General features: G+C 53.8%; 10 protein-coding genes and 1 other annotated feature. Of the genes, 6 read left to right on the top strand and 4 right to left on the bottom strand.

Annotation, left to right across the window (positions count from 1 at the left end; all coding sequences use genetic code 11):
• Nucleotides 1-975 carry a 23S rRNA pseudouridine(1911/1915/1917) synthase RluD gene (rluD, locus tag NNL38_RS02750; protein WP_255389539.1) on the bottom strand — a complete coding sequence of 325 codons (975 nt, stop codon included), beginning with the start codon at nt 973-975 and terminating at the stop codon, nt 1-3.
• Between the two features lie 137 nt (nt 976-1,112).
• Here rluD and bamD point away from each other — a divergent pair, with 137 nt between their 5' ends.
• From bamD to pheA, 3 genes are all read left to right on the top strand, one after another.
• On the top strand, nt 1,113-1,838 hold the full coding sequence (gene bamD / locus NNL38_RS02745; protein WP_255389538.1) for an outer membrane protein assembly factor BamD: 726 nt from the start codon (nt 1,113-1,115) through the stop codon (nt 1,836-1,838).
• Nucleotides 1,839-2,253: 415 nt separating this feature from the next.
• A complete protein-coding gene (gene hpf, locus NNL38_RS02740; protein WP_255389536.1) occupies nt 2,254-2,598 on the top strand; it encodes a ribosome hibernation-promoting factor, HPF/YfiA family in 345 nt (114 codons plus the stop codon).
• Nucleotides 2,599-2,729: 131 nt separating this feature from the next.
• Nucleotides 2,730-2,848, top strand: a sequence feature (Phe leader region).
• Nucleotides 2,849-2,875: 27 nt separating this feature from the next.
• The gene (pheA, locus tag NNL38_RS02735) at nt 2,876-4,054 is read left to right on the top strand and encodes a prephenate dehydratase (RefSeq protein ID WP_255389535.1); all 1,179 of its coding nucleotides are present in this window, start codon (nt 2,876-2,878) and stop codon (nt 4,052-4,054) included.
• Between the two features lie 74 nt (nt 4,055-4,128).
• Here pheA and tyrA read toward each other — a convergent pair whose 3' ends face one another.
• Both tyrA and NNL38_RS02725 read right to left on the bottom strand, forming a co-directional pair.
• A complete protein-coding gene (tyrA, locus tag NNL38_RS02730; protein ID WP_255389534.1) occupies nt 4,129-5,256 on the bottom strand; it encodes a bifunctional chorismate mutase/prephenate dehydrogenase in 1,128 nt (375 codons plus the stop codon).
• Between the two features lie 106 nt (nt 5,257-5,362).
• The gene (locus tag NNL38_RS02725; RefSeq protein ID WP_255389533.1) at nt 5,363-6,436 is read right to left on the bottom strand and encodes a 3-deoxy-7-phosphoheptulonate synthase; all 1,074 of its coding nucleotides are present in this window, start codon (nt 6,434-6,436) and stop codon (nt 5,363-5,365) included.
• A gap of 220 nt (nt 6,437-6,656) precedes the next feature.
• On the opposite strand from NNL38_RS02725, the gene NNL38_RS02720 reads away from it, so the two are divergent.
• Both NNL38_RS02720 and btsR read left to right on the top strand, forming a co-directional pair.
• Nucleotides 6,657-8,357: a sensor histidine kinase gene (locus NNL38_RS02720; protein WP_255389532.1), complete on the top strand. Its 1,701-nt coding sequence runs from the start codon at nt 6,657-6,659 to the stop codon at nt 8,355-8,357.
• The gene (gene btsR, locus NNL38_RS02715; protein WP_255389531.1) at nt 8,354-9,067 is read left to right on the top strand and encodes a two-component system response regulator BtsR; all 714 of its coding nucleotides are present in this window, start codon (nt 8,354-8,356) and stop codon (nt 9,065-9,067) included. Before NNL38_RS02720 ends, btsR begins: the two co-directional genes overlap by 4 nt.
• Nucleotides 9,068-9,106: 39 nt before the next feature.
• On the opposite strand, the gene NNL38_RS02710 is transcribed toward btsR, so the two are convergent.
• A complete protein-coding gene (locus NNL38_RS02710) occupies nt 9,107-9,493 on the bottom strand; it encodes a DUF2799 domain-containing protein (RefSeq protein ID WP_255389530.1) in 387 nt (128 codons plus the stop codon).
• Nucleotides 9,494-9,804: 311 nt separating this feature from the next.
• Here NNL38_RS02710 and NNL38_RS02705 point away from each other — a divergent pair, with 311 nt between their 5' ends.
• Nucleotides 9,805-11,289: a carbon starvation CstA family protein gene (locus tag NNL38_RS02705; protein WP_255389529.1), complete on the top strand. Its 1,485-nt coding sequence runs from the start codon at nt 9,805-9,807 to the stop codon at nt 11,287-11,289.
• Nucleotides 11,290-11,870 lie beyond the last annotated feature (581 nt).

The following is an 11,870-nucleotide window of genomic DNA, read 5'->3' as shown; positions in this document are numbered from 1 at the left end:
TTAGTAGTCGTCCTCTGGGTGCTCTTCTTTATCTTTGCGCAGAATATCCATCATCACCACCATATCGGTCGGCAATGGCGCATGCCACTCCATCAGTTCCCCTGTGATCGGGTGGTCCAAACGTAACATCCGTGCATGCAGCGCCTGACGATCAAACGCACGCAGTGCCTGGATCAGCTCATCGGAAGCATGACGCGGCGGGCGCGGACGGCCGCCATAGGTGGCATCCCCCACCAGCGGATGTGACAGATAGGACATATGCACCCGGATCTGGTGGGTTCGGCCGGTTTCCAGGCGCAGAACAATGCGGGTGTGCTCGCGGTAATGCTCGGCCACCCGGTAATGCGTGATCGCCGGTTTCCCCAGCTCATGCACCGCCATGCAGGTACGTTTGGTCGAATGACGGCCAATCGGCTTTTCAACAATACCGCCACCAGTCATCTTGCCCATCGCAATGGCTTCATATTCGCGGGTGATCTTGCGTTTTTGCAACGCGCGCACCAAACGTGTTTGCGCCTGAATAGTCTTCGCCACCACCATCAGACCCGTCGTGTCTTTATCCAGACGGTGAACGATCCCGGCCCGCGGCACTTCTGCCAACTCCGGACAGTGGTGCAGCAGGGCGTTCAGAACCGTCCCGTCCGGGGTGCCAGCCCCCGGGTGAACAACAAAGTCGCGCGGCTTGTTGATCACCAGGATATGCTCATCTTCGAAGACGATATCAAGCGGAATATCCTGTGCGACCCAACGGACTTCATCTTCAATTTCAGCTTGAACAAGCAGCGACTCGCCACCCATCATTTTGGTGCGCGGCTTCTTGACCACTTCACCATCAACCGATACCTTGCCTTCCAGGATCCAATCTTTGATCCGGGAACGGGAATAATCCGGATATAATTCTGCTAATGCCTGGTCAAGGCGTTGCCCTAACTGGCTCTCGTTTACCGTATTTGTTAACTCTATTTGCTGTGCCATAGCGAACTTTTTCAAAAAGCGTGGGACTAAACGTCAAACGCTGCGTAAAATAATCTGATAGTGCCATTGTATCTGTTAACGGCTCTGTCCGTAATGGATCCACAGAAAATAAATTGACCAAGGAAACAGACGACACAATGAAACGCCTGACAATCTCGACTCTGCTTGCCGTTACCCTTCTTTCAGGCTGTTCCAGCACTGACGAAATTGTGCCCGACATTCCACCGTCCGAACTCTATGCCACCGCCCAGCAAGCGCTGCAGAAAGGCAGCTGGATCACCGCCATTGAACGGCTGGAGACTCTTGACTCCCGTTATCCGTTTGGCGCCTACTCCGAGCAGGTTCAGCTGGATCTGATCTATGCCTATTACAAAAATGATGATCTGGCGCTGGCCGAAGCAACCATCGATCGGTTCAACCGCCTGAACCCGGCACATGAGAAAGCCGACTGGGTGTTGTACATGCGCGGTTTGACCAATATGGCCCAGGATCGCAGCTTCTTGCACGATCTCTTTAACATCGATCGCCATGATCGGGATCCGGAGCCTTCGCGCCGGGCTTTCCGTGACTTTAAACGCCTGCTGGAACGTTACCCGAACAGCTTATATGCCTCGGATGCCAAAGCGCGGATGGTCTTTCTGAAAAATCGCCTGGCTGATTATGAGCTGGCCGCTGCCGACTACTATATTCGCCGTGAAGCCTGGGTCGCTGCGATCAACCGGGCACAGCAGTTGCAGCGTCACTACCCGGATACCCAAGCCGCCCGCCAGTCGCTGGCGCTGATGGAAACCGCCTACCAGGAATTAGGACTGCAACAACCGTTGGAACATACCCGTGAGCTGATGGCGCTGAACCCTCAGTAAAAAGACAAGAAAAAGACAAGCCGAAAACAAAAGCAGCAGCCTGAGGCTGCTGTTTTTTCACTTCGGTGGTATGACGCCGGCGCGACGAGCCAGCTCAGGGGAAAAGCAAGCCTCACAGGTCTCCATCCAAGTTTATTCCGCTTGGTTAAACATCACCCAACACTGTGTTCTGAACCGAATTCAGTCCCTGGTCAGCACCAGCCGCCAGCATTCTTCCTTGCTTCATACTGCCTCAGTCCCAACACTCCGGACAAGTGTTTTCATCATAAAATTTTGCAACAAATGAGGACGGATCACATAATTTTTCTGGACATTATCCCATCCTCCTAAACATGATCCAGATCACATTATTCAATCATGATTTTAGTAATCTGGAGTTAACCCAACGAAGGGTAGCAAAAGAGGAAAGATAATTATGACAGTGAATATTACCGGCAAAAACCTAGACATCACTCCTGCTATCCGTGACAGAATTGAGTTTAAATTCAAAAAGTTAGAGAAATACCAGGTTCCACTCATCAGCAAAAATGCGACCATCAGCACCGAGCCTGGCAAGCAATTCAAAATCGAAGTATCCGCTGCAATCCCAGGCGGGCAAATCGTCGCCTCTGCAGAGCATGACGACATGTACGGTGCGATTACCGAGGTGTACCAAAAACTAGATCGCCAGCTGAACAAGCAAGCGCACAAACCGGCCGCCCGTCGTGCCAGCCACAGCAGCAAACCGGAAGCTGAAGTTGAAGAGCAAGAAGAAGCATAATCACACCGAGAGGATTTCAAACCGCCCTGCCTTTGCAGGGCGGTTTACATTCTGCTTGACAAGATCTGACCGGCTGAATACTGTGGAATCATATTCACGGATCACAAACGATAAAATCATCAACATCATGCGCCGATTTCAACTGTTTTTCTTTCGCTTCTTTTTTATGTCACCGTAACGGGGGCGATTCGTGACGCGAGAAACAAGCGCAAGACGAACAGAAGCCTCCCACCCGGGAGGCTTTTTTGTATCAGGCGTATGCAGACAGGGACAGACAATGACAGAGCAAACTTATTCACTGGACGACATCCGAGACAATGTCAGCCGCATAGACCATGAAATCATCAAACTGCTGGCAGAGCGACGCCAGCTCAGCCTGGCGGTAGCCAAGAGTAAAATCCAGACCACCAAGCCGGTCCGGGATCAGGCCCGGGAGCAGGAATTGCTGCTCAAGCTGATTGAATGGGGCAAGCAAGAGCAACTCGATGCCCAGTATGTCACCCAAATTTTCCATACCATTATTGAAGACTCTGTCCTGTTTCAGCAGGCTTACCTGCAAAAACTGGCCAACCCCGACAGCCTGCAACCGGTCGCCCGGGTTTCTTTCCTTGGTGCCAAAGGCTCCTATTCTAATCTGGCGAGCCGCAACTACTTCAGTAAAAAACAGACCCGCCTGGTCGAGATCAGCTGCGAGACATTCCGGGATGTAGTGAATGTGGTCGAAACCGGCAATGCCGACTACGGGGTGCTGCCGATCGAAAATACCAGCTCCGGCTCGATTAACGAGGTGTACGATCTGCTGCAGCATACCAGCCTGTCGATTGTCGGCGAGATCACTCAACCCATCGAGCACTGCCTGCTAACCGCGGTCGATACCCACCTGGATCAAATTGATACCCTGTACTCGCACCCACAGCCACACCAGCAGTGTAGTGAGTACCTGCATACGATGGGGAAAATTACCCAGGAGTACTGCTCCAGCACCGCAGAAGCGATGCAGCAAGTCGCCGAGCTAAAGCTGCCGAATGTGGCAGCAATCGGCAACGCCTCCAGCGGCGAGCTGTACGGTCTGACCCCGCTGAAGTCTGACATTGCCAACCAGCAGGAAAACTACACCCGCTTTATTGTTGTCGCCCGCAAACCGGTGGAGGTCACGACGCTGATCCCAGCTAAGACCACACTGATCATGTCCACAGCGCAAGCGGCTGGCTCGCTGGTCGAATGTTTGCTGGTGCTGCGTAACCTCAAGATCAACATGACCAAACTGGAATCACGTCCGGTGATCGGCAACCCGTGGGAAGAGATGTTCTATGTTGATGTCGAAGAGAACCTCAAGTCTGAGGTCATGCAGCAGGCGCTGGAAGAGCTGACTCGTTTGACCCGCTTTATCAAAGTACTCGGCTGCTATCCAAGTGAGAACGTCAAGCCGACGGAAGTCGAGATTGAAGTAGAGTAAGTCAAGCGCGAGCCCTGCCCTCAAAAAAACGAGAGCCGAAGCTCTCGTTTTTGATCCTGCAAGGTTTCCCTCGCTTATGTTCGGTGCGTTGCGTCGTTCGCCTGTCTAAGTAATCCCTGGCTCTCGGTTAAAAAATGCTGGGCATAATCTCCAAACCAGCTTTCCACCTGTCCGAAGGCCTGCTTGAACGCGGCCTTGTCCTTGCCTTCCAGCATCGCAATCGCTTCACCAAACCGTCGATGGAAGCGCTTGATCATCGCCAGATTCTGCGGTGACGACATAATAATGTCGGCATAGAGCTGGGCATCCTGGGCAAACAGGCGTCCGACCATTGCCAGTTCCAGGCGGTAGATCGGCGAGCTCAGCGCCAGCAGTTGCTCCAGCTTAGGATCTTCCTCGGCCAAGTGAACCCCGTAGGCAAAGGAGGTAAAGTGGCGCAGCGCTTGGATCAGCGTCATCCCTTCATCATGTTCAACTGCACTGATCCGGTTTAAGCTGGCGCCCCAGATCTGGAACTGCTCCAGCAGCCACTGGTAACGCTCCGGGTTGCGGCCGTCACAGTAAGCCACCACCTGCTTTGCCAGGCTGGCAATATCCGGCCCGAACATCGGGTGCAGGCCAACCACCGGCCCCGGATGCACTTCCAGCATTGCCTGCAGCGGACCACTTTTCACCGAGGTGAGATCCGCCAGGATGCAGTCTTCCGGCAGGTGATCGAGCTTGCGGATCACCTGCTCGGTCAGGTTAATCGGTACCGACACCACCACCATACCGGCATCAGAGAGCAATTCATCAGCGCGCTCCCAATCCTGGCTGCCCAGCTTACGCACGGTGTAACCCGACAGCTCAAACAGGCGGCAGAACAGCCCGCCGAGCTGACCATGACCACCAACCACGACGATCGGACGCAGATCTGGCTTGAGGCATTTGAAACCGGAGTCATTTTCACTGGCGTAAGATTCGCGCATAGTGCGACACAAGATATCTTCAATCAGATCCGGCGGCACCCCTTTGCTTTCCGCCTCCCGGCGCCGAGATGCAAGCATCGCGGCTTCCCGGTCCGGGGCATAAATCGGCAGGCCGTGCTGACTTTTGACATGCCCGACTTCTTCGACCAGGGCCAGACGGCGCGCAAGAAGCTCCACCATCTGCTGATCAACTTCATCAATTTGATCTCTTAATTTACTTAACTCTGCAACCATGATTTCTTTTATCCGAATTCGTTCAGCCAAAGCAGCAACTGTCGCCTACCGAGCACAGTTCTAGATTGGCCAGCGCTCCTGTAGAGACGTCGGCCAAAAACACGCTTTAACCCGCGTTTCGTTCTGTCAGGAAAGGGGTCAACTCCTGATGCGCTTGGCGCAGCAGGGACTCCGTCGCTTCCCAGCTGATGCAGGCATCGGTGATCGATACGCCGTAGGCCATTTCATCGCGCGGCAGATCGGCACTCTGGTTGCCTTCGTGAAGATGACTTTCCAACATCAGGCCGATAATCGAGGTATTACCTTCGCGGATCTGATGGATCACATCTTCCGCGACCAGCGGCTGGCGACGGTAATCTTTTCTCGAGTTAGCGTGGCTACAGTCTACCATCAAGGACGGCGAAAGACCTGCCGCAGTCATCTCGTTTTCGCACTCGGCCACCGACACCGAATCATAGTTGGTTTGCTTGCCGCCACGCAGGATCACATGACCATCCGGGTTGCCCTGGGTATTGAGCAAAGCCACCTGTCCTTCCCGGTTGATCCCCATAAAACGGTGGCCGGACGCCGCAGCCTGCATCGCATTGATCGCAGTGCCCAGGCTGCCGTCAGTCCCATTTTTGAATCCGACCGGCATCGACAGGCCACTGGCCATTTCCCGGTGGGTTTGCGATTCGGTCGTCCGGGCACCAATCGCCGCCCAGCTGAACAGATCGCCCAAATACTGCGGGCTGATCGGATCCAGCGCTTCGGTCGCCAGCGGGATCCCCATCTCTACCAGATCAGTCAACAACTGGCGGGCAATATGCAGCCCTTCTTCCACCTCAAACGAGCCGTCTAGGTGCGGGTCGTTAATCAAGCCTTTCCAGCCCACGGTGGTGCGCGGCTTTTCAAAGTATACTCGCATCACAATGTAGAGCTGATCACTTAAGATTTCGGAAAGCTGTTTTAACTTCATCGCATAGCTTTTGGCCGCTTCCACATCATGAATCGAGCAAGGACCACACACCACTAACAGACGGTGATCACGCTTGTGAATAATGTCGGCAATGGTCTGGCGGGATTGGTGGATAAACTGTAAAGCATGCTCACTGACCGGTATTTTTTCTTTGAGCTCTTTTGGCGTGATTAGCACGGATTCATCTTGGATGTGAATGTTGTTGAGCTGATCTCTTTGCATCTTGGCTTCCCTGTAAATCTATATAAACAAGTGATAATTCGATGACGTTAAACAGGGCAGCCCTGTTCCATAAATTCACCATAGCAAGGGAATTTAACTTCTGGCAAGAGAGTGTAAACAAAAATAACCATTCGTAAACTTAAAATTACACCAATTGTATTTGGTGCTGACCCGCAAGCCAGTTACTATAGCGCCCATCACACCTGCACGACCTATCGCGATGGAACTGATCTTCTCTCTGTTACAGCAACTCAGCGTTTATCTGGTGATTGCCTACCTGCTCAGCAAAACCCCGCTGTTTATGCCGCTCACCACAGTCTCCGGCCGCCTGTCACAACGCTTTTCGTGTTATGTGCTGTTTTCCCTCTTTTGTATTTTAGGCACTTACTTCGGGCTTCACATTGAAGATGCCATCGCCAACACCCGCGCAATCGGGGCGGTGATGGGCGGCCTGCTGGGCGGTCCGGTGGTCGGGGTAGCTGTCGGTCTGACCGGGGGGCTCCACCGCTATAGCATGGGTGGCTTTACTGACGTGGCCTGCGCGATTTCCACCACAGTCGAGGGACTGATTGGCGGCTTGATGCACAGCTACTTTGTCCGCCGGGGGCAGGTCGATCAGATCTACAAACCTTTTACCGTGTTCACCATCACTCTGGTCGCGGAAATCCTGCAGATGTTCATTATCCTGATGGTGGCAGAGCCGTTTGACAAAGCCCTGCACCTGGTCAGTGCCATTGCCCTGCCGATGGTGATTGCCAATTCGCTCGGCGCGGCGATGTTTATGAGCATTATTCAGGACAGGAAAACCATCTACGAAAAATATTCTGCGGCTTTTTCCAGCCGGGCGCTGAAAATTGCCCAGCGCTCGGTCGGCATCCTGAGCCAGGGTTTTAATGAAGAGAGTACCCGAAAAATTGCCAAGATCGTTTACGAAGAAACCGGCGTCGGTGCCGTTGCGATCACCGATCGGGAAAAAATTATGGCGTTTATCGGCATCGGGGATGATCACCACCTGCCGGGCACCCCAATCTCTTCCGGCTATACCAAGCGGGCCATTGACGGCTGTGAGCTGATTTATGCCGACGGCTATGACATTCCTTACCAGTGCTCGCTGCATGAGAAATGTAAACTCGGCTCGGCATTAGTGATCCCGCTGGTAGGCGGCAACCAGGAAGTCCTGGGCACCATCAAGCTCTACGAGCCGAAGCGCAAGCTGTTTTCAACCGTCAACCTGACCTTAGGCGAAGGGATCGCCAAGCTACTGTCGAACCAGATCCTGACCGGTCGTTATGCCCAGCAACAAGCACTGCTGACCCAGGCCGAGCTGCGCCTGCTGCAGGCTCAGGTCAACCCGCACTTCCTGTTCAATGCCCTGAATACCATTAACTCAGTGGTACGGCGCGATCCGGACAAGGCCCGCCAGTTGATCCAGCACCTGTCGCAGTTCTTCCGCCGCAATCTCAAGCAGAACATTGAAACCGTGACCCTGGAAGAAGAGTTGCTGCATGTGAACGCCTACCTGGAGATCGAGCTGGCGCGTTTTTCTGATCGCCTTACGGTTGAGATAAATGTCGACCCGGTGCTGCTGGGCCTGAAGCTACCAACCTTTACCCTGCAACCGCTGGTCGAAAATGCGATCAAGCACGGCACCTCGTCCCTGCTGGACAATGGTAAGATTGCAATCAACGGTTACCGCTGTAAAACAGGGATCATCCTGGAAGTCGAAGACAATGCCGGTAACTATGCCCCGGTTAGCGAAGAGAGTGGACTGGGAATGAAAATTGTTGATAAACGACTGAGAAACATGTTCGGCCGTCAATACGGGCTCACCATGACCTATCAGCCCCAAACCTGGACCCGAGCCACCCTGACACTACCGGCCGATGCCCTGCCATCGGTACAAGGAGACTCTGTACTATGATCAAAGCCCTTGTCATTGACGACGAACGATATGCCCGCGAAGAACTGATCGATTTACTGCAAGAAACCGGGGAAGTGAATGTGATCGGTGAATGCAGTAACGCCATTGACGCCCTGAAGCAGATCAATTCCCTCAAACCCGATGCCATTTTTCTCGATATTCAGATGCCGCAGATCACCGGGATCGACATGCTCAGCATGCTGGATCCGGACACCATGCCCAAGGTGATTTTCGTGACCGCCTATGACGAGTACGCCCTCAAGGCCTTTGAAGATAATGCCTTTGACTATCTGCTCAAACCGGTTGAGACCTGCCGGCTTGAAAAAACCATCAAGCGGCTGAAGAAAGAATGCCTGAGCCCGGATTATTCGCCGCTGATGACCGAAATGCTGGAGCTGATCCCCTGTACCGGCCACAACCGGATCCTGCTGATTGCTCCGGCTGAGATCGAGACCGCCTACAGTGATTTGGCCGGGGTGCATGTGGTCACCAAAGACAGCCGGGTCAGTACCCAGCTTACGCTCAAAGTGCTGGAAGAAAAAACCCCGCTGATCCGCTGTCATCGCCAGTATCTGATCCACCCGCAGGCGATCCGTGAGATCAAGCTCCTGGACAACGGCCTGGCGGAAATCACCACCCAGCATGGCCATCAGGTCCCGGTCAGCCGTCGCTTTCTTAAAGAGCTGAAAGACCGCTTCGGACTAAGCTGACCCGAACATTCCGGCTGTTGTCAGCCGGGGACCTACCAGCTATCCGTTTCCGGGCAGGCTGCGATCAAAACCCTGCTGCCAATAATTCTGATACAACTGCCCGTCCTGGCGCCGAAACTCACACACACCCCAGTCCATTCGGCGTTCCAATCCGAACCGGCGCATCTGCTCCAGCGAACAATACGATTCCAGCCCTTTTTGATAGCCACGACGATACGCTGGATAATCGACCGCCAATACGGGAGCTACCGCCTGCGTTTCGGACTGAAGTACCGCTTCCTCATCCGCATTTTCTCCCCGGCTCCCCTGGTTAAATCCGAGCTGATACCAGTTTTCATCCGCCATCAGCGATGCCTGCGTGGTCAGCATCGAACAGCCACTTAACAACAGCACCACCAAGCCGGCACGATAGATCGCTTTCAACACCTTACCCTCCTCATTCTCCCATCTCCCCGATAACCATAAGTCGCCCGGCTGAATCCTGACTGAATCCGCTCAATTTCTCCGAACGCCGCTCACCTGCACCTAGTGTCCACTGACTGTCTCCGTCCAAACCGTTCAACCAGCATACCGACCGTTCGTCTCGTTATACAACCACTCAGTGGATCAGCACGTGCATCTATGCCAACGCGCGGTAGCATGGCATGAATTCAAAGAAGTTTTGCCGATCCCCGCCCGTAGAAGTCAGGGCCCCGGTCGCAAAACAAATCCAGTCCAATCGGAAGAGAGATAACCCTATGACCTGGTTCCTGATGTGCGTGGCTGCACTGGTAGGTGGATACTTCATCTACGGTGCATTTATCGAGAAAGTGTTCGGCATTAACGAAAACCGCCAGACACCGGCTTACAGCAAACAAGACGGCGTCGACTATGTGCCGATGTCGAACAAGAAAGTGTACCTGGTGCAATTGCTGAACATTGCCGGTGTCGGCCCGATCTTCGGCCCGATCATGGGGGCCCTGTACGGTCCGGCAGCCATGCTGTGGATCGTCCTGGGTTGTATCTTTGCCGGTGCCGTCCACGACTACTTCTCCGGCATGCTGTCCGTGCGCAACGGCGGTGCATCCGTGCCGACCATCTCCGGCCGCTACCTGGGCAAAGGCGCCAAGCATTTCATGAACATTTTTGCCATTGTCCTGTTGCTGCTGGTGGGTGTGGTCTTCGTTTCTGCACCGGCAGGCATGATCACCAACCTGGTTAACGAGCAGACCGACCTGGGCCTGTCGATGACCACCATGGTCGGCATCATCTTCGCCTACTACATCATCGCGACCATTGTTCCGGTCGATAAGATCATCGGCCGCTTCTACCCGCTGTTCGGTGCGCTGCTGATCTTCATGTCGGTCGGCCTGATCACTGCGATTGGTTTCTCCAGCGAGCACACGCTGCTGGGCGACTATGAAATGAGCCAGATGTTCACCAACATGAACCCGAACGATCTGCCGCTGTGGCCTGCCTTGTTCATCACCATTGCCTGTGGTGCCATTTCCGGCTTCCACGCCACCCAGTCACCGCTGATGGCGCGTTGCATGGAGAATGAGAAAAACGGCCGCTTCGTGTTCTACGGTGCCATGATTGGTGAAGGCGTGATTGCCCTGATCTGGTGTGCCCTGGCGCTGTCTTTCTTCGGCTCTGTCGAAGGTTTGTCTGAAGCGGTGAAGAACGGTGGTCCGGGTAACGTGGTTTACAGCTCTTCTATCGGCTTGCTGGGTGTCTTCGGTGGGATTGTCGCCTTCCTGGGTGTGGTCATTCTGCCAATCACTTCAGGCGACACCGCATTCCGCTCCAGCCGTCTGATCCTGGCCGAGTACTTCAACCTGGAGCAGAAAACCCTGCGCAACCGCCTGCTGATGGCTCTGCCCCTGTTCGTGATTGGCGGCATCCTGACGCAGGTCGACTTCGGAGTGATTTGGCGCTACTTCGGCTTTGCCAACCAGACCACTGCGGTGATGATGCTGTGGACTGCATCGGCTTACCTGCTGCGCCATAACAAGCTGCACTGGGTAACCACCATCCCGGCCATCTTTATGACTACGGTCTGTATTACCTTCATCCTGAATAACAGCCAGCTGGGCTTTGGCCTGCCGATGAACATCTCGACCACCGCCGGCATCATCGGCGCCCTGGCCGCAACCGTGTTTGTCATCAAACGCTCGAAAGGCAAAGGGGAAACCGACCTGGCCGACGACGAAGAAACCAAAGGCAAGCTGGAAACCGCTTAACCCAAGCTCACGCTTCACCCACAGAAACCAGCCCGACGGCTGGTTTCTTTTTATACCAATCAAAGTAAGTAAGTGATCAGAAATAGCGCCGGAAAAATGTTTGAGAACAAGATAGAATTTTTAGATAAGTAGTTATTCTACAGTCAAAAATTCTAACGCAGTTATCGAGCATTTGAACAAGCTAGAATGACCAGTTATTTACTGCGATTGGTATTAGCCTAGATTTCATCCCTGCCATACACCTTCTCCTCAGAATTCATCGACCCGGCAGTATTCTCCCGTGCTCGCACCCCGCCTCCGCGTTCATCCACAGCTAGCATGAAATCCTCTGCGCCGCTGACAAACCATCTCTACGGTCCCCCTGTATCCTTGAGGCAGCGACGCCGGAAGCTCAAAATCCAATTTCAGAGATGAGGCTCTGAAGCTGACGAAGCAACATCGGCGACGTTCAGCAGCGCACAGTCAAGCAACGCGAACACCAGGGTCAGCCACAGTGTCGGAAAGCATGATGCCCCTTTGCGACAAACAACAAGCAACAGGCATACGCAACACAAGCGTCCCCTTACGAAAAAGAGACAGCT

Origin of the sequence: Photobacterium atrarenae (assembly GCF_024380015.1) — a bacterium.
Classification (GTDB): domain Bacteria; phylum Pseudomonadota; class Gammaproteobacteria; order Enterobacterales; family Vibrionaceae; genus Photobacterium; species Photobacterium atrarenae.
Note: the sequence above shows the minus strand (reverse complement) of the source record. Positions and strands in the feature narration are given on the sequence as shown.

Coding starts and splice junctions, on each gene's coding strand:
- rluD (WP_255389539.1), bottom strand. CDS start 975: ATGGCACAGCAAATAGAGTTAACAAATACGGTAAACGAGAGCCAGTTA.
- bamD (WP_255389538.1), top strand. CDS start 1,113: ATGAAACGCCTGACAATCTCGACTCTGCTTGCCGTTACCCTTCTTTCA.
- hpf (WP_255389536.1), top strand. CDS start 2,254: ATGACAGTGAATATTACCGGCAAAAACCTAGACATCACTCCTGCTATC.
- pheA (WP_255389535.1), top strand. CDS start 2,876: ATGACAGAGCAAACTTATTCACTGGACGACATCCGAGACAATGTCAGC.
- tyrA (WP_255389534.1), bottom strand. CDS start 5,256: ATGGTTGCAGAGTTAAGTAAATTAAGAGATCAAATTGATGAAGTTGAT.
- NNL38_RS02725 (WP_255389533.1), bottom strand. CDS start 6,436: ATGCAAAGAGATCAGCTCAACAACATTCACATCCAAGATGAATCCGTG.
- NNL38_RS02720 (WP_255389532.1), top strand. CDS start 6,657: ATGGAACTGATCTTCTCTCTGTTACAGCAACTCAGCGTTTATCTGGTG.
- btsR (WP_255389531.1), top strand. CDS start 8,354: ATGATCAAAGCCCTTGTCATTGACGACGAACGATATGCCCGCGAAGAA.
- NNL38_RS02705 (WP_255389529.1), top strand. CDS start 9,805: ATGACCTGGTTCCTGATGTGCGTGGCTGCACTGGTAGGTGGATACTTC.